A 17,996-nucleotide genomic window follows, 5' to 3' on the forward strand; every position below is an offset into this window, starting at 1 on the left:
AATGAACCTTAGCTGCGGATAATTAATGCCTTTCTAGCAGCCAGTTTTAGCGCTAACTGTGTTGAATTCACTTCCAATAGCCAGCTATTGGTGCGTAAATTCGCCTTGCCTACAAGGATGTAGGTACCTGGGCGGTAGCAGGACGCGAGAGTGGAGTTATCCCCAAAACTCTCTAGCTAGATAAGAAAGTAATTTAATGTAATTTTAAAAACAGAGGGTTAGATCATTCCTTATCCTAACCTCAGGTTTGGAAATTTTTATCGTGAGGTAGGGAAGAGGGGGGAGCTGAGAGGCTAACAAGATGAAGCGCGTGGCTTCATCTTGTTATTCAGTGAGTCGAAGGTACTTTTCGGCTAATTGATCAAGGCTTTCTTTATGATTTGGATCTGGTTTGATGCAATCAATGGGGCAGACACTCACACAGGTGGGTGTATCGTAATGACCAACGCATTCGGTGCATTTATCAGGGTCAATTTGATAAATTTTATCGCCCATGTAAATAGCCTGATTAGGGCACTCAGGGTCGCACATATCACAATTGATACATTTATCAGTAATAAGTAGCGCCATCGTTATGCCTTTTTAAAAGGATTACGAGTGTCCTCACTTTGGCCTAAATTGCGCATTAAAATGGCGTGACTTAAGTCTATGTCTTCTGGCAGTGGAATTTTGACGATATGACCAGAGCCCTTGGCATCGTTTATCGTCTCGCCTTTTTTATTTTCCATGTGTTCAAGATTAAAGTGAATATTGCCCTTAGGCGTCATCAATTCTAAGCTGTGACCAGTACAGAACTTGTTTTTAACCTCAATTTCAACGAGGCCATTGTTAGTGCGACCTAGCACTTCACCAACAAACTGCTGCTGATCAGATACTGAGTGGCCGTAGTCGTAATTTTGATAGTCTTGATGTACATGACGTTTCAAGAAGCCCTCGGTATATCCTCGGTGGGCTAGGTTTTCTAGGGTCTTCATTAAGCTTGGGTCAAATGGTTTACCCGCAACAGCATCATCAATGGCTTTACGATAGACTTGTGCGGTGCGAGCAACATAATAAAATGACTTGGTACGGCCTTCGATTTTAAGGCTATGCACGCCCATGCGAGTCAGTTGCTCAACATACTGGACAGCACGTAAATCTTTTGAATTCATGATGTAAGTACCATGCTCATCCTCAAATGCTGGCATGTATTCACCAGGTCGACCTTGCTCTTCGAGCATAAACACTTCGTCGCTTGGTTGACCTTCCCCTAAGGTTGGAATAATCGCTTTTGGATCGACCTTATGGACAACATCCCCGGTTTCGTTTTCTTGACCAGGTTTCACATCGTAACTCCAGCGGCAAGCATTGGTACACGTACCTTGGTTTGGATCGCGCTTGTTGATATAACCCGACAATAAACAGCGACCAGAATAAGCCATGCATAAGGCGCCGTGAACGAACACTTCAAGCTCAGTATCTGGGCACAATGTACGAATTTCTTCTATTTCTTGTAGCGACAACTCGCGAGAAAGAATAACCCGCTCAACCCCTTGTTTGGCCCAAAATTGCACTGCTGCATAGTTAACGGCATTCGCTTGTACGGATAGGTGAATTGGCATGTCTGGCCACTTATCGCGCACCAGCATAATTAGCCCGGGATCGGACATGATAAGCGCATCTGGCTTCATCGCGATAACAGGCTCAATATCACGCAAGTAAGTTTTCACTTTGCCATTGTGCGGTGCAATATTTGATACGACATAGAGCCTTTTGTTTTGTTGATGGGCTTCGTTGATTCCGATTTCGAGGTTGCTTAAGTCAAATTCGTTATTACGTACGCGCAGGCTATATCTTGGTTGTCCGGCGTAAACAGCATCGGCACCGTACGCAAAAGCGTAACGCATATTCTTTAAACTGCCGGCAGGAGAGAGAAGTTCTGGTACAAACATGGTTTACCTCATACATTGAACTAGGGCCTGTTGACCTTTGCTGTTTTATTTTTGTTCTCCTGAGTGTGTTTTGGTCGCGACGCTCGACTTGCCGCCTAGTAATCTAGGCAAAAGTTGAGCAACAATGAACAAAGCGCACTCAGGTGAACCCAAAGGGCAGCGCTTGATTGGCATTTCTACTGTGTTATCGCCTGACTCACATAGAACAACTATGCTACGCAGGCTCTGCCTTGTATAAATACCAATCACACTGCTGCAAAAACAAACTTGAAAGATAAACAGGCCCTAATTACGGGTCAGCTGTTGAGTGATTTCGCGTGCTGATTCTAAAAAGCGGCGCAGTATAGAAGAAAGCTAAGTAAGTAATTTTGATGTAGATCAGGTTTTTTGACATTGTGCAAGGAAGGGCAAGTGACCTTGTTGTTAAGGCTTCGGCTGGCAATTCTGCGTATTTAATCGACAAATAATTCACCAAACTTTCGTTTCTTCGCAAAGAAAGCGGCTCGAGATAGTAGGTTTTTTCTACCAAAACACGTATAATTCGCGCCCGTTAATATTCACAATAATATTTTGGAGCAAAAAAGATGGCTTTAGAGCGCACTTTTTCAATCATCAAGCCTGATGCTGTAGCTAAAAACCACATCGGTGCTATCTACAACCGTTTTGAGTCTGCTGGTCTTAAAATCGTTGCATCAAAAATGGTTCACCTTTCTCAAGAGAAAGCTGAAGGTTTCTACGCAGAGCACAAAGAGCGTCCTTTCTTTGGTGCACTAGTTTCTTTCATGACTTCTGGTCCAGTAATGGTTCAGGTGCTTGAAGGTGAAGACGCAGTTCGTAAAAACCGCGAAATCATGGGTGCTACTAACCCTGCTGAAGCGCTAGCTGGTACGCTACGTGCTGACTACGCAGACAGCATCGACGAGAACGCAGTACATGGTTCTGACGCGCCTGAGTCTGCTGCTCGCGAAATCGCTTACTTCTTCGCTGAAGAAGAGATCTGCCCACGTACTCGTTAATTCGAGACTTGGTGCCAAAGAAGGGCTTTCGAGCCCTTTTTTTGTCCCGCAGCTAAGTTACGGGATAAGCGTGCTTTGTAAAGTAATCACACTACTTCACAAAACACGTTACATTATTTGTGATGTTTGCTGCTTTTTTGTACAATGCGTTGTTGGCAATTTAGCTGTTCTTACCGTCTTTAACCGAGGTTGTTCATGACCACTATTGAGAAAAAAATTAACTTACTTGATTTAAATCGCGAGGGGATGCGCGAGTTATTTGCATCATATGGCGAGAAGCCATTTCGCGCGGATCAGGTGATGAAATGGATTTATCATTTTGGTATCGATAACTTCGATGACATGAGCAATCTGAATAAAAAGTTGCGTGCGCGTTTGCAAGCTGAGTGTGAGATTAAGGCGCCTGAAATTTCAGTAAAGCAAGTGGCTTCTGACGGTACTATAAAATATGCTCTATTACTTGAAGGCGGCCAAGAAGTTGAAACTGTGTGGATCCCAGAAAAAGATCGAGCAACATTGTGTGTGTCTTCCCAAGTTGGTTGTGCGCTAGAATGTACTTTTTGCTCAACGGCGCAGCAGGGCTTTAACCGTAACTTAAAAGTGTCTGAGATCATTGGTCAGGTTTGGCGCGTGGCAACCGACATTGGTCTACATAAAGGCGATAGCACTAAACGCCCGATTACTAACATCGTGATGATGGGTATGGGTGAGCCTCTGTTAAACCTAAATAACGTTGTACCAGCGATGGAGCTGATGATGGACGATTGGGCATTTGGTTTATCCAAGCGCCGCGTCACGCTAAGTACATCAGGCGTGGTACCAGCGCTTGATATCTTGAAAGAAAAGATTGATGTGGCACTGGCGATTTCGCTACATGCGCCAAACAATCCACTACGTGATGTGCTTGTACCAATCAACAAAAAGTATCCGATTGAAGAGTTCTTAGCAGCATGCCGTCGCTATATCGATGGCTCTAAAGCAAATAAAGACGTCACCATTGAGTACGTGATGCTACAAGACGTGAATGACAGTACAGATCATGCCCATGAGTTGGTGCAAGTTCTCAAAGGCACGCCGTCAAAAATTAACCTGATCCCATTTAACCCGTTCCCAGGTAATGAATATGGCCGCTCGAGCAACAGCCGTATCGATAGGTTTTCTAAGGTACTACAAGCGGCAGGACTTACCTGTATCGTGCGTCGTACCCGTGGCGATGACATTGACGCTGCGTGTGGACAGCTAGTAGGTGATGTTGTAGACAGAACCAAACGTTTAGCTAAGAAAAAACAGCGTGACGATAATGCCATTGCTGTCAATGTGAGCGCACAATAATATTAATGAGCTGGGTAAACCCAGCTCATTTCTTCTTAACAACAGATAAGTTCTGACTATCTTACAAAAAATAGATGAATCTCTTAGCCTTTTGGGTAATATAGGGCACACATAGAACCCAGTGGCATTCAAAGGTGAGTGATGCAATCGCGAAATTATCGCAAAACAGGATTGGCTGCATCCATTCTCGCAGGCGCGAGTTTAGTTCTGTCAGGTTGTGTGACGGAGAGTAGTTATCGCTCCGACGGGCGTCCTGTGGCCGAACAACAAGTCAATAACACCAATGCCGCAAGAACTCGCATTGCACTGGCACTTCAATATCTCAACTCAGGTAACACCACCTCAGCCAAATTTAATTTAGAGCGAGCATTACAGTTAGCGCCGAAATTGGCCGAAGCCCATTATACGTTGGCGTATTACTATGAGCAGGTAGGTGAGCAGCAACGCGCTGATAACGCTTATCAGGCGGCTTTAGATATTGAGCCTGATAACCCTGACACCCTAAACAACTACGGTACTTTTCTTTGTCGAGTTGGTCAGTATGACAAGGCGAGCCAATATTTTTTCAAAGCGATAGAGGTACCAAGTTATTTGCGGGTATCGGCAAGCTATGAAAACTTGGCGCTGTGTGCGCTGAAACAAAATGAGTATTCCCTGGCCGAGGAGTATCTGCAAAGTGCGATTAAGCATAACGCTCAGCAGATATCGTCGCAACTTGCGCTCGCGGGCCTGTACTATGCTCGCAGCGATTTCTTAAGAGCAGAAGATGTGCTTGATAATGTTGCCAAGCGTGGATTTATTTCACCAAGAAGCTTAATGCTTGGACACTTAGTACATGTGCAAATGGGCCACCTACAGAAGGCGCAAGACATCGCCACGACCTTGGTGCAAAGTTACCCCAAATCTGCCCAAGCAGGGCTTATCTTAACTGATAACATTGCTGCAAGTGAATTTGAACGGTTGCGCAATCGCTATCGAGAAGCACAGTTAAATAAGCTTGCCGAGGCATCGCCCAATCATATTGTTGCAAATCCAAAAATTAAAATTAAACGTAAGAAAACGCAATCGAATTCAACCCAATCATTCACCGTTGATTCACCCGCTGAGACCAATAATTTTGCGCCTTCGGCAAAACCTGAAGAGGCAAAAAGCATGTCTTTAGTGAACGTGAGTCAGGACTCTGAAGCTCGGGTTGAGTTTTATCAACCGGACCCATCGGAAGTCACATTTAGTCCTCGCTCACGCGAGCCTCAAGTGTTAGCGAGTACATCGTCAAGCAGTACAAGTGTACCGTTATTAAATCGTGATGTTGCGCCTCCTCAGGTACCTTTTCATACTGTTATTGCAGGTGAAAACCTATTTAGTATTTCAGTCAAATACGACATTAAAATGGTTGAATTGATGGAATATAATCAAGTGCGGGAATCTGCAAGATTGTACGCAGGTCAAAAGGTGTATCTTAATAACCCCAATGTTGTGCATGAAATTGTGGCGGGAGATACTTTGCTCAGTATTGCCGATCGATATGGTGTGTTGATCGATGAAATTATGCGATGGAATAAACTTACTCCTGATGTGGCGCTGCAAGCAGGCCACGGATTATTAATTGTAGACCCAACAAATTACGTTTTATGAACCAAACAATGAAAGAGCAGGAAGCACCTGAACAAGAGCAGCCTTCACTCGGGCAAACTTTAGCAACGGCAAGACAAAATGCTGGGATCAGCTTTGCTGAAATTGAATCGCGTTTAAAGATGACCCACGCCCAACTTACCAAGCTCGAGCAGGATGACTATCAAGACCTAGGGCCTGAAACTTTTGTGCGTGGCTATATCAAAAATTACGCGGCGCTATTGGGGTTAAACCCTGTAGAAGTACTGGCTAAATATCAATCGCCAGAGTTGCCGCTACAGAAAAAGCGGATGCAAAGCTTTTCTCGCCGCACTCACAAAGAAGCCCACGATAACCGCCTAATGATGGTGAGCTACATCGTGCTGGCTATCGTACTGGGGTCATCGGCATTTTGGTTTTGGCAGACTAATAGCTCAGAACAAGAAATGGTGTCCGAAACGCCGGTTACTCAGCTTGAGACGCCAGCTGAAAACATCACAACACCAGCGGCCAATGAGATGGCATTACCTTCTGAGCAAAACAATGAAATAGCCCCGCAAAGCGAGTCGCAGGTGAGCGAAACGGAGGTTTCAGCACCTGTTGAAGCGAAACCGCAAGCGGTAAAACGAGATCCAGCATTGAGCACGGTAGTCATGCATTTTAACGAAGAAAGTTGGGTTGAAATGTTTGACGCAACACAAGAGCGAGTTGCGTTTGGTGTTAAAAAAGCGGGATATACCATGACAGTTGAAGGTAAGGCCCCTTTTTCTGTTATACTCGGCAAGCATCAGGCCGTAGAGGTCACGCTTGACGGCAAACCAGTGTCATTGCCTGCGTTTACTAAAAACCGTCTAGCTAAATTCAATTTACCGTTAACAGAGTAGTCAGCATGTTTTCAGAACCACCTATAAAGCGTAGAAAATCAACAAGGATCTATGTCGGTAATGTGCCTATTGGTGATGGCGCACCGATAGCTGTACAGTCTATGACAAACACTAATACTCTAGATGTTGATGCGACGGTGGCACAAATTAGAGCTATCCAAGACGCCGGGGCGGATATTGTCCGTGTTTCTGTGCCGACAATGGATGCAGCTGAAGCATTCAAAAGCATTAAAGAGCAAGTGGATATTCCACTCGTCACAGATATTCACTTCGATTACCGTATTGCATTACAAGTGGCTAAGTATGGTGCCGACTGCTTACGGATAAACCCAGGTAATATTGGCAGTGAAGACCGTATTCGTGCAGTGATTGATGCGGCGGGTGAGCACAACATTCCAATTCGTATTGGCGTGAATGGCGGTTCACTAGAGCGCGATTTGCAAGAAAAGTATGGTGAACCAACACCTGAAGCCTTGCTTGAGTCTGCGATGCGACATGTCGAAATTCTCCAGCGCCATAATTTTGATCAGTTTAAAGTCTCAGTAAAAGCTTCCGACGTGTTCTTAGCCGTTGGCGCTTATCGGTTACTGGCAAAAGAGATTGACCAACCTCTGCACCTTGGGATCACAGAGGCTGGTGGTTTTAGAGCTGGTTCGGTTAAATCGGCAGTTGGTCTAGGTATGCTACTTGCTGAAGGGATTGGTGATACATTACGTGTTTCACTGGCGGCTGATCCGGTGCAAGAAATCAAAGTGGGTTTTGATATTCTAAAGTCGCTGCGAATTCGTTCGCGCGGCATTAATTTTATTGCTTGCCCAAGTTGTTCTCGTCAAGAATTTGATGTAGTGAATACTATGAATCAGCTTGAGGAGCGACTAGAAGATATCGTCACACCAATTTCGGTTTCTGTGATTGGTTGCGTGGTAAATGGCCCTGGCGAAGCACTTGTCAGTGACTTAGGTCTTGCTGGCGCAAATCGCCGTTCAGGCCTTTATATTAATGGCGAGCGCCAAAAGACACGGATTGATAATGATGATATTGTCGCTCAATTAGAGTCTCAGATCCGAGAATATGTAGAGAAAAAAGAAAGCGAAGAAAAAATCGATGTAAAAATCATCGACTGATACCGGTGTAATCGTTAAGATAAGCGAATTTTCGCGCTTTCTCACGGCGTGCTAGACTGCACGACGATAAATGGCATTAAAGAAATAAAACCAATGCGATGAGACTGTTTTAGCGTATTTAGTTAAAGGGCTAAAGCAGCAGGAAATCGGTTGGTGACAAATTTAAGTTAGGGTTTTCAGTGACTAAACAACTTCAGGCAATCCGTGGAATGAATGATTGTCTGCCAGGTGACACGCAGGTCTGGCAGAAAGTAGAATCGGTGTTAAGAGACACAGTAGCGGCATTTGGTTATCAAGAGATCCGTTTTCCAGTCGTTGAGTCGACCGATCTATTTAAGCGCTCTATCGGTGAAGTAACCGATATCGTCGAAAAAGAAATGTATACCTTTGATGACCGTAATGGCGATAGCTTAACGCTACGTCCGGAAGGCACAGCAGTGTGCGTCCGTGCGGGTAATCAAAATGGTTTGCTATACAACCAAGAACAGCGCCTTTGGTATATGGGACCGATGTTCCGCCATGAAAGACCGCAAAAAGGCCGTTACCGTCAATTCCATCAATTTGGCGTTGAAACCTTTGGTATAGCAACACCAGATATTGATGCCGAAGTGATCTTATTGACGGCGCGTCTATGGCAGCAATTTGGCATTCAGGACCATGTTACGCTTGAGCTCAACTCTTTGGGGTCAAATGAAGCGCGTGCTGAATATCGTGATGCTTTGATTGCATATCTGGAGCAACACAAAGAAGCGCTTGATGAAGATAGTCTGCGCCGTATGTATAGCAATCCACTGCGTGTGTTGGATAGCAAAAATCCAGAGGTACAAGCTGTACTTGTTGATGCGCCTAAGCTTTCTGAACACTTAGATGATGAATCACGCGAACATTTTGCTAATTTGTGTGAACGTTTAGACGCAGCTGGCGTCGAATACCAAGTTAATGAAAAGCTGGTACGTGGCCTAGATTACTACAACCGCACCGTATTTGAGTGGGTGACGACAAGCTTAGGTTCTCAAGGCACAGTATGTGCTGGCGGCCGCTACGACGGCTTAGTAGAGCAGCTTGGCGGTAAAGCAACACCAGCCGTTGGCTTTGCGATGGGTATCGAGCGTTTAGTCTTGATGCTACAGACGTTGGAGTGTGTGGGCGATATTCGTCGTAATGCAGACGTATACGTCGTTGCGATGGGTGACAAAGCGGCTATTCAAGCTCCAGTGGTTGCACAGCAATTACGAGATGATATTGCTGGCCTTCGCGTGATGGTTCATTGTGGCGGTGGCAACTTCAAGAAACAATTTAAACGTGCAGATAAAAGCGATGCTGTTATTGCGCTAGTGCTAGGCGAAGATGAACTCGCTGAAGGCAAAGTGACAGTGAAGTATCTGCGTGAACAGAAAGAACAAATCACCTTACCACTTGCAGAAGTAAAAACGCTGTTAGCAGAGCTGGTAAGCTAAGAGGTTAGAATGGAAATTTATTCAACAGAAGAACAACAAGCAGAAGCAATAAAACGATTTTTCCGTGAAAATGGCACAACGATTGTAGTCGGTGCTGTGCTTGGTTTAGGTGGTTTATATGGCTGGAAAGCGTATAACCAAAGCCAGATCGAGAGTGCAGAAGCAGCATCCGAAGCATACACCCAGGTTGTTGAAAGTGACGATGTACTAGCAAAAAGCGACGCTTTTGTTGCTGCAAATGCAGATTCTAACTACGCCGTGTTAGCAGCTTTCGTTGCTGCTAAAGAGGCAATCGACAAAGACGATCTTAAACTAGCTGCTGAGAAGCTAACTTGGGCGGCTGATAATGTAGCCAACGCTGAGCTAAAAGCAACGGCGTTGTTAAGACTTGCACGTGTACAAGCGTCTCAGTCTCAATACGAACAAGCACTTGCAACACTGGCTAAGCCAATGCCTGAAGCGTTTAAGGCGCAGCTTGCTGAGATCCAAGGTGATATTTACCTTGCTCAAGGCGACAAAGATAAAGCACGAAGCGCTTATCAATCGGCATTAGAAGCAGCGGAAGGCAATAGCAATCCTATGCTGCAAATTAAACTGGATGATCTTGCACAAAAGACAACGGTTTAAGGAGCTGCCATGAAGAAGTTAACGATGGCCTCATTGGCTTTATGTGTTGCAGCACTCACCGCGGGTTGCTCTTCAAGTGATGATGAAGAAGAGTTAACGCTCCCTGAGATCAACAATCAATTCGACGCCGCTGTTGTATGGCAAGAGGGGATTGGTGACGGGGTTGAGCACTACTTTTCACGCTTATCTCCAGTAAGCTATCAAAGCACTGTTTTTGCAGCTGCCCGTGAAGGTTTAGTGACAGCATTTGACGCACAAACAGGTGAAGAAAAGTGGCGAGTTGATGTTCGTGAGAATAAGAGCTTTTGGCCATGGGAAGACAGTGACAGTGCGAAGCTGTCAGGTGGGATCACACAAGCTTATGGCAAACTGTATGTTGGTTCTGAGCACGGACAGGTTTTTGCGCTGGACCGTGAAACTGGCGAAATCGTTTGGCGTAAGTCAGTACCAGGTGAAGCGCTGTCTGCGCCAGCTGCAGGTGACGGTCTTCTTTACGTTAACTTAGGTTCAGGCAAGCTGGTTGCGCTGCACCCAGATACAGGTGAAGAGCGTTGGCACTATGAGCAAGAAGTTCCTGCGCTGACATTACGTGGTTTAAGCTCACCAACGAGCGCGAATGGTGGTGTATTGGTTGGCGAAGAAAGTGGCAAGTTAACCGCACTGATCGCTGAAAACGGTTTTACCGCTTGGAGCTCGGATGTTGCAATTGCAAAAGGGGCTTCTGAGTTTGAACGTTTGGTCGATGTTGATACTAAACCCATTGTAAGCGGCGCATATGTGTATTCTATCGCCTATAATGGTAAACTAGTCGCTATTGATGTGCGCAGCGGCAATGTAGTGTGGGATCGTGAGTACAGTAGTTACCGAGACCTCACACTCGATCTTGACGTAATTTATTTGGTTGATAGCGACGGCGTACTGTACGCACTAGACAAAAACTCTGGTATTGAACGTTGGACACAACCTGCTCTGCGCGGTTGGTATCTAACCGCTCCTACGGTTGCTGGCAACTACGTAGTGGTTGGCGATCAGGAAGGTAACTTACATTGGCTGGATAAGAGCTCTGGTGAGTTGGTATCGCGTACCGAGTTTGATAGTTCAGGCTTTTTTGTCGAACCGATTGTGGTTGATGGCAAAGTATTTGTTTACACGCGTGATGGTGAACTTAGCGCAGTTCAAATTCCGCAGTAACTTTCTGAATTTTTAGATATTTTATGGGGCTTCGCTTTTGCGAAGCCTTTTGTTGTTTTTAAAAGAGGTAGTCTATGCTTCCTGTGATCGCTCTGGTTGGGCGACCTAATGTGGGTAAGTCCACACTGTTTAATCGTTTAACACGTACTCGTGACGCGTTAGTTGCTGACTTTCCGGGTCTGACTCGCGACCGTAAATACGGCCAAGCAAACTATGAAGGCTACGAGTTTATTGTGGTAGACACGGGTGGTATCGATGGCTCTGAAGAAGGCATTGAAACTGAAATGGCCGAGCAGTCGCTGCTTGCAATTGAAGAAGCGGATATTGTGCTATTTTTGGTGGATGCGCGCGCAGGTATGACGGTTGCTGATCAAGCTATCGCGCAGCACCTTCGTAAACAACAGAAAAACTGCTTTGTTGTCGCCAATAAAACGGATGGCATTGATGCTGACTCCAACTGTGCTGAGTTTTACCAGCTAGCGCTCGGTGACGTTCAACAGATCGCCGCCGCGCACGGTCGTGGTGTTACTCAATTATTAGAGTTGACGCTACAACCGATTATCGCTGAGCTTACGGCTCAAGATGAAGAGCTTGAGCATGACGATGAAGATATCGCCGAGCTTTACCTTGAAGGTGAAGAAGTCGAAGACGGTAAAACAGGTTTTGAAGACAAGCCTGTTAAACTCGCGATTATCGGTCGTCCAAATGTTGGTAAGTCAACACTAACCAACCGTATTTTAGGTGAAGACCGCGTTATCGTTTACGATATGCCGGGCACAACGCGCGACTCAATTTACATTCCGATGACGCGCAATGATAAAGAGTACGTGTTAATCGACACCGCTGGTGTACGTAAACGTAAGAAAGTCAGCGATGTCGTAGAGAAATTTTCGGTTATCAAAACACTGCAAGCGATTGAAGATGCCAACGTGGTATTGCTCGTTGTAGACGCGCGCGAGGGGATCTCAGATCAAGACTTGAGTCTACTTGGTTTTGCACTAAATGCGGGTCGCTCGTTGGTTATTGCGGTAAACAAGTGGGATGGTCTTGATGACTATGTCAAAGAGCGTATTAAAACTGAGCTAGACAGACGACTGGGCTTTGTGGATTTTGCTCGTTTGCACTTTATCAGCGCATTACATGGTACAGGTGTTGGTCACTTGTTTGAGTCGATTGACGAAGCTTATGAATCAGCGACTAAGCGAGTAAGTACGGCAATGTTACGTCGTATTATGGATATGGCTCAGGCGGATCACCAGCCTCCACTGGTTCGTGGACGTAGGGTGAAGCTTAAGTACGCTCACGCAGGTGGTTATAACCCGCCGCGTATTGTTATCCACGGCAATATGGTGCATGAACTGCCAGATAGCTATAAGCGCTATTTGATGAACTACTATCGTAAAGCGCTTAACGTAATGGGTACGCCGATTAAGATTGAATTCCGCGAAGGGGATAACCCTTACGCTGGTCGTTCAAACAAAATGACGCTATCGCAAAAGCGTAAGCTTCGCGCATTCGCAAAAGAAAACCGCAATAAGTCGTAAGGCTCTTTGCGTGAAGTTTAGCTCGACGCCATCTGGTTAGTGCGTCGAGCTAAACACAAGCTCCATATCTATCCAACCGATTCCTGTTTCCACATCTGACTATAATTAACGTTAACCCAGAACTCTCTCACTTTGTTTTACCTTGCCCAACATTTGTGCTTAAGTTATATATAGTTACATTAGATTTTATTGATAGTGAGGCTTAGGTGTTTGCCAAAACGGTGATTTATGTAGAAAGTGTTGAGGAAGTGCTGGATTTTTACTATCAAGCATTTGGCTTGAGCACTTTTGATATGACCGATGAAGGGGATTATGGTGAGTTAGACACCGGAGAAGTGAAACTCGCCTTTGCCAGTCATCCATTAGCCCAATCACAGTTTAGGCAAGACTATATTCGTTGCCATCCTAAACAGCCTGCACTTGGTTTTGAAATTAGCATCAGCTGTGAAAATGTCCCTGAATGCTATGATAAGGCGGTAGCCGCTGGGGCTGAGCCATTAAGCCCACCAAACCAAAAGGGCAGAGTAACACAAGCTTATGTAAGAGCCATTGAAGGGACTTTAGTTGCTTTGGTGTCAAAACCTGGTGAATAGTGGCACTCAAAAAAGCTGAGCGCCATTTTGGGGCTATTTGCCTTTATTCTATATCGACAAGTAGTCTAGCAAGACCAACGGGCTCGATTTCAACACAAACGTTGTCATCGTTCCAGTTTAGACCAACGAGAGCATCATCTTCTTTTAGGTCGAGTACCCATTCGTCAAGAAAACTTTCAACATCAATACTCATCGGCGAGAACTCACTCCACTCGTCGCGACATTGAGCTTGCGCTTTTTCTTCACTATCCCACAGCAATAACACATCAGTCTCGTCAAACTGGTTTGAGTCGACCACAACCATGCCACCGTCATCAGAGCTAAGTGCCCAAACGCTTTCAGTATTTTTTACTTGCTCAATAAACTCACTGACTTCTGAGCCAATTTCTTCTTCATTCATCATAGGTGTTCTCAATTTCGTGGATCAGTTTGCTGGGCGATTGCTTGGCTTTGCCAACGGTCATGAAATGCCATCAGGTTGGTGTAATCGCTCAGGTCGACGAGCTCTCTAAATAGAACCCAATCAATGAGGCAGTATAAACTGATTTGGAGATAATCACAGTGTAAAAACTCTTCTGTCACACACTCTTCATTGAGATAGTGCAGGGTATGGTCAATTCGTTCCCGCTGTAGATTAAAAAATAGTTTATCTTGTTCAATGTCAAAACCAGAGCGCTTACTAAGTAACAGTTCCACCAAAGAGTCATTACAGGCATTGATAAGGATCAGCCAATTTTCTTGATCCCAACTGGGAAATGGAAGTTGATGTTTTTCACGGAGATAACGAACAATCAGATTTGAATCACAAATAAGTTGGGCATCATCTATTAAAAATGGGATCTTACGAGCAGGATTATGGCGAATAAGTTCGTCATGGCCTGCTTCAGAAAATATATCTATGTGCTGGTAGCTCATTGGGAGCTGTTTAGCCGCGGCCCACATTCTAATTCGACGGGCGTATGGACTGGTGTTCGAACCGATAAGTTTCATGCCATCATTCCTTCAACTAAATAACTTTCGCTCATTCAGTAAATGTAGCGAGTTGGTATTAAGGAATGATGGCGAAGTGATTCACTTTTCGCAAGCGAATTAATCGCTACGACTGGTTACCTCAAGCAAGTGAAAACCAAACTGCGTTTGCACTGGGCCTTGTACTTGATTGATTGGGGCTGAAAAAACCACTTTATCGAATTCAGGCACCATCATGCCTGGTCCGAACTCACCTAGCGCACCACCATCTTGGCCCGACGGGCAATTGGAGTACTGCTTTGCGATTTCTGCGAAATCTTCCCCTGCTGCAATGCGTTCTTTGAGCTCCATGCATTGCGCTTCACTATCTACTAGGATGTGTCTTGCACTAGCGATTGCCATAATTTCTCCGATGATTATTTATTATTCATACTTTATTCTAATCTAGGTACGTTAAAAAATCAGCTTATCTAGGCAAGAGTTTTTCAATTTCGCTAGTGAGCTCGTCAGACATAGGTTTAGTACGGCTGTTAAAACGCTTAATTGTTTTCCGATCAGCTGACACTAAGTATTTGTAAAAATTCCAGTTTGGAGAACTTGTTACTTCATTCAAATGTTGGAAAATGGGGTTGGCATCAGAGCCCCTAACTTCCGATGTCGCAAACATATTGAAGGTTACGCCGTAGTTGATAAAACATACTTTTGCAGTTTCTTTTTCGTCGTCTTCTTCTTGGAAAAAGTCATCAGAGGGAAACCCAAGCACAATCAGGCCTTTATCTTGATATTTTTGATGTAGTTGCTCTAGGCCTTCAAACTGACCAGTAAACCCACAGTTACTGGCTGTGTTTACGATGAGGAGTGGTTTGTCTTTAAATTCACACAGGTTAAGTGAGTCGTCAGAACGCAGTTTTCGCAGCTCAACATTGGTAAAATCATCACAGCTGGATGTCTTTGCATATGCGTTACTCGAGATTAGGAAACCAAGCGCTAAGCTCAGAATCGAAAGACTTTTTATCATCAGTGCTTTCCTTTTATTTATGTTATCTCTTATGATACGAAAATATTCGTTACCTTGATCAGCTTTCATGAATATTAGACTCGCTAAACAGCATGACCTTTGTGCCATTGTAGCCATCTACAACGAAACGATACCGAGCCGCCAAGTCACGGCGGATACGGAGCCCGTAAGCGTAGCACAAAAGCAAAGTTGGTTCGCCGCACATACACAAAATCGTCCAATTTATGTAGTAGAGCAGGAGGATGAGGTGATTGCATGGGTAAGCTTCAGCAGCTTTTATGGGCGTCCTGCCTACGATGGTACAGCTGAGTTGAGTATTTACCTTGCAAAAGCCGCACAAGGCCAAGGGTTAGGTAGTAAACTCATGGATTTTGCTGAGCAGCAAGCACCAACACTGGTTATTACAACGTTACTTGGCTTTATTTTTTCTCATAATCTCCCCAGTATCCGCTTGTTTGAAAAGCACGGTTATAAAAAATGGGGAGAGTTACCCAATGTCGCGGTCATGGATGGTAATCACTATAGCTTAACGATTTTGGGCAAGTCTCTCGCTTAGTTTGATATGCCATTGGACTATTGTTTCAAAAAGTAAGTGTAGTCGCGGCGCGGAACGTATCAAAATAGTGCTATTTTTTAGCGTCTTGTGATTCTTCTACTAAACTGGATCTCAGAATTATCGGTAAAGGATCTGGTTATGACGAATCGCGTGCTGATTATTGACAGCAGCAGTGTGCAAGCGATGCGAGTAAAGGTATTATTTGAGTTACTCGGTGGTGAGGTAGAGCATGTGCATTACCGGAGCCTAGAAGCAAATCTCGATTTTGATAAATTTGATGTTGTTGTTATTGCTCATGGGGTGCCTGCCAGTAAGCTCCAAGCGTTATATCAACTGAGGGATCACGATAAGTTAGTGTTGCTGGCACCTAAACCTGATAATGCTGAACACTTGAAGTCGTTCAGCGAAATTAACCGTGCCCTGCCAAATGGTATTGTTATCTACCCCTTCTTTGCCAATAAAGATATTACTGGCTTACTTGAGCGCCTACTGGAAATAGGTTCTACTAATACCTTAGTGCTGCCTAAAGTGTTGCTGGTTGACCATCACACTCCTCGTCTTGAAGCCTTGGCCAATGGCTTGCGTGGTGCACAATTAGCAGTCACAACCGCCACAACACTTAATGAAGCGATGCAAGTCGTTGAACGACAGTCGGTCGACCTTTTGATCTGTGATTTTAATCTAGAGAAAGACACAGGTTTAGATGTGTTTAATAAAGTACGTCAAGTGCATCATAACTGCCGCTGTTTATTGATGACTTCCCGGGTTAATCAAGTGGATATGTTAGAGGCTGTACGTCAAGGGGTTGAGGACATTCTGATCAAGCCGTTTGATGAGAGCGATCTATTACAAAGCCTACATAAACTATGGCAAACGGAGTTATTGAGGCGTCATAATCAAGAGCTAGTTGAGCGTCTACAGGATACGGTAGACGCATTGATAGAACGCGATAGTCTGTTGCGAGTGATTTACAAGCATACCCCAGATCCGATTATGTTGTTCAACCGTCAGGGCCATATCATTGAAGCTAATGACGCGTGTTGTGAGTTGTTTGAACTTACACAAGAAGAATTACAGCCTTTATCGATTTTTGAGCTCTTCGATGAAATATCAGTATCGCAATTGCGCGATTTAATGAAGCATGTTGGTATGTTAAAGCACTTTAACTGTGAGCTGAGTTTGCCAAAAGCTGGCGAGCGCAGCATTCCTTTAATGGGAACGTTTAATGAAATTGATCATCACGGTGATATGGCATTTGCGGTCATTTTTAAAAACGTCTCAAAGCTTAAAGAACAGCAAGAAGTGCTAGAAGAAACCAAAGAGTTGCTAGAGTTTGAGGTGCAAGCTCGAACGGCACAGTTACAAAAAGCTAAAGAGGCGGCGGAAGCGGCCAACCTATCAAAATCTGAATTTTTAGCCAATATGTCTCATGAGCTACGCACGCCAATGCACTCCATATTAAGTTTCGCTCGATTTGGTTTAGATAAACTCACGGCTCCAGAGGTGCCTACAGATAAGCTCAAAAAATATTTATCTCGTATCGAAACCAGTGGTGAGCGCCTATTAGTACTACTTAATAACTTGCTTGATTTATCAAAGTTAGACGCGGGACGTTTCCCATTTAATCCAAGTTTCCACAATTTGGTTAATGTGATCCAAAGCGGCATTGAAGATGTATCCGGTACTGCGCTTGAGAAAAAGATAAAAATTCGCTTTGAAAAGCCAGAGCAAGGCGTGATGACCTTTTGCGATCCGGAGCAAATGAACCAAGTGATCAGAAACTTATTAGGTAATGCGCTTAAGTTTAGCCCTGAAGGCAGTGAGGTGAGAGTGCTGCTAAGTTGTAAAGATCAAGATATTCATATCAAGATCACCGACCAAGGAGTTGGTATTCCTGATGATGAATTGGAACAAATTTTTGCCAAGTTCGTACAAAGTAGTAAAACAGACAGTGGTGCTGGCGGCACGGGGTTAGGCCTTGCTATTTGTAAAGAGTTTATTTTACTGCACAAAGGGCAGATTTATGCAGAGAACAATCCTGAGGGCGGTGCGTGTATTAATGTGAGTCTACCTTTAACAGAGCATCTCGAGAGTAATACGATGTAATTGTTGTGATTGGAAAGGCGTTGAGTAAGCGTCTATA

18 protein-coding genes are annotated in these 17,996 nt (G+C 44.6%); 12 read left to right on the forward strand and 6 right to left on the reverse strand.

Going from position 1 to position 17,996, the window contains the following annotated elements; all coding sequences use genetic code 11:
- Positions 1 to 324: 324 nt before the first annotated feature.
- Complete coding sequence (locus CWC03_RS07210) at positions 325 to 570, reverse strand: YfhL family 4Fe-4S dicluster ferredoxin (protein WP_138581190.1); 246 nt, start codon at positions 568 to 570, stop codon at positions 325 to 327.
- Positions 571 to 572: 2 nt separating this feature from the next.
- Positions 573 to 1,931, reverse strand: coding sequence for a prephenate-dependent tRNA uridine(34) hydroxylase TrhP (trhP, locus tag CWC03_RS07215; protein WP_138581191.1), 1,359 nt, complete (start codon positions 1,929 to 1,931; stop codon positions 573 to 575).
- A 584-nt stretch (positions 1,932 to 2,515) separates the two neighbouring features.
- On the opposite strand from trhP, the gene ndk reads away from it, so the two are divergent.
- The 10 genes from ndk (at position 2,516) to CWC03_RS07275 (ending at position 13,310) form a co-directional block, all read left to right on the forward strand.
- The gene (gene ndk / locus CWC03_RS07230; RefSeq protein WP_010377338.1) at positions 2,516 to 2,947 is read left to right on the forward strand and encodes a nucleoside-diphosphate kinase; all 432 of its coding nucleotides are present in this window, start codon (positions 2,516 to 2,518) and stop codon (positions 2,945 to 2,947) included.
- A 195-nt stretch (positions 2,948 to 3,142) separates the two neighbouring features.
- Positions 3,143 to 4,279 (forward strand): dual-specificity RNA methyltransferase RlmN, encoded by a 1,137-nt coding sequence (rlmN, locus tag CWC03_RS07235; protein ID WP_039494386.1) that lies wholly within the window; start codon positions 3,143 to 3,145, stop codon positions 4,277 to 4,279.
- A gap of 141 nt (positions 4,280 to 4,420) precedes the next feature.
- Positions 4,421 to 5,914 (forward strand): type IV pilus biogenesis/stability protein PilW, encoded by a 1,494-nt coding sequence (gene pilW / locus CWC03_RS07240; protein ID WP_138581193.1) that lies wholly within the window; start codon positions 4,421 to 4,423, stop codon positions 5,912 to 5,914.
- 8 nt (positions 5,915 to 5,922) lie between these two features.
- Positions 5,923 to 6,774 carry a RodZ domain-containing protein gene (locus CWC03_RS07245; protein WP_249313971.1) on the forward strand — a complete coding sequence of 284 codons (852 nt, stop codon included), beginning with the start codon at positions 5,923 to 5,925 and terminating at the stop codon, positions 6,772 to 6,774.
- 5 nt (positions 6,775 to 6,779) lie between these two features.
- Positions 6,780 to 7,898: a flavodoxin-dependent (E)-4-hydroxy-3-methylbut-2-enyl-diphosphate synthase gene (ispG, locus tag CWC03_RS07250; protein WP_010377346.1), complete on the forward strand. Its 1,119-nt coding sequence runs from the start codon at positions 6,780 to 6,782 to the stop codon at positions 7,896 to 7,898.
- Positions 7,899 to 8,077: 179 nt separating this feature from the next.
- Positions 8,078 to 9,355: a histidine--tRNA ligase gene (gene hisS, locus CWC03_RS07255; RefSeq protein WP_138581195.1), complete on the forward strand. Its 1,278-nt coding sequence runs from the start codon at positions 8,078 to 8,080 to the stop codon at positions 9,353 to 9,355.
- Between the two features lie 9 nt (positions 9,356 to 9,364).
- Positions 9,365 to 9,982 carry a YfgM family protein gene (locus CWC03_RS07260; protein ID WP_095728661.1) on the forward strand — a complete coding sequence of 206 codons (618 nt, stop codon included), beginning with the start codon at positions 9,365 to 9,367 and terminating at the stop codon, positions 9,980 to 9,982.
- A 9-nt stretch (positions 9,983 to 9,991) separates the two neighbouring features.
- A complete protein-coding gene (bamB, locus tag CWC03_RS07265; protein ID WP_138581196.1) occupies positions 9,992 to 11,173 on the forward strand; it encodes an outer membrane protein assembly factor BamB in 1,182 nt (393 codons plus the stop codon).
- Between the two features lie 74 nt (positions 11,174 to 11,247).
- Positions 11,248 to 12,717, forward strand: a complete 1,470-nt coding sequence (gene der / locus CWC03_RS07270) for a ribosome biogenesis GTPase Der (RefSeq protein ID WP_138581197.1) — start codon at positions 11,248 to 11,250, stop codon at positions 12,715 to 12,717.
- A gap of 206 nt (positions 12,718 to 12,923) precedes the next feature.
- Positions 12,924 to 13,310 (forward strand): VOC family protein, encoded by a 387-nt coding sequence (locus tag CWC03_RS07275; protein WP_138581198.1) that lies wholly within the window; start codon positions 12,924 to 12,926, stop codon positions 13,308 to 13,310.
- Between the two features lie 43 nt (positions 13,311 to 13,353).
- Here the strand turns inward: CWC03_RS07275 and CWC03_RS07280 are convergent, their stop codons facing one another.
- The 4 genes from CWC03_RS07280 to CWC03_RS07295 all read right to left on the reverse strand — a co-directional run bounded on the left by CWC03_RS07280 (position 13,354) and on the right by CWC03_RS07295 (position 15,297).
- Positions 13,354 to 13,710 (reverse strand): DUF2750 domain-containing protein, encoded by a 357-nt coding sequence (locus tag CWC03_RS07280; RefSeq protein ID WP_010605663.1) that lies wholly within the window; start codon positions 13,708 to 13,710, stop codon positions 13,354 to 13,356.
- 11 nt (positions 13,711 to 13,721) lie between these two features.
- Positions 13,722 to 14,300 (reverse strand): glutathione S-transferase family protein, encoded by a 579-nt coding sequence (locus CWC03_RS07285; RefSeq protein ID WP_138581199.1) that lies wholly within the window; start codon positions 14,298 to 14,300, stop codon positions 13,722 to 13,724.
- Between the two features lie 99 nt (positions 14,301 to 14,399).
- On the reverse strand, positions 14,400 to 14,681 hold the full coding sequence (locus CWC03_RS07290; RefSeq protein WP_010377362.1) for a peptidylprolyl isomerase: 282 nt from the start codon (positions 14,679 to 14,681) through the stop codon (positions 14,400 to 14,402).
- A 64-nt stretch (positions 14,682 to 14,745) separates the two neighbouring features.
- Complete coding sequence (locus CWC03_RS07295; RefSeq protein ID WP_171040220.1) at positions 14,746 to 15,297, reverse strand: glutathione peroxidase; 552 nt, start codon at positions 15,295 to 15,297, stop codon at positions 14,746 to 14,748.
- Between the two features lie 67 nt (positions 15,298 to 15,364).
- Here CWC03_RS07295 and CWC03_RS07300 point away from each other — a divergent pair, with 67 nt between their 5' ends.
- On the forward strand, positions 15,365 to 15,853 hold the full coding sequence (locus CWC03_RS07300; protein ID WP_138581201.1) for a GNAT family N-acetyltransferase: 489 nt from the start codon (positions 15,365 to 15,367) through the stop codon (positions 15,851 to 15,853).
- 138 nt (positions 15,854 to 15,991) lie between these two features.
- Positions 15,992 to 17,959 (forward strand): hybrid sensor histidine kinase/response regulator, encoded by a 1,968-nt coding sequence (locus tag CWC03_RS07305; RefSeq protein WP_138581202.1) that lies wholly within the window; start codon positions 15,992 to 15,994, stop codon positions 17,957 to 17,959.
- Positions 17,960 to 17,996: the final 37 nt, after the last annotated feature.

This window comes from Pseudoalteromonas sp. S2755 (assembly GCF_005886535.1).
In the GTDB taxonomy this organism is placed as follows: Bacteria; Pseudomonadota; Gammaproteobacteria; order Enterobacterales; family Alteromonadaceae; genus Pseudoalteromonas.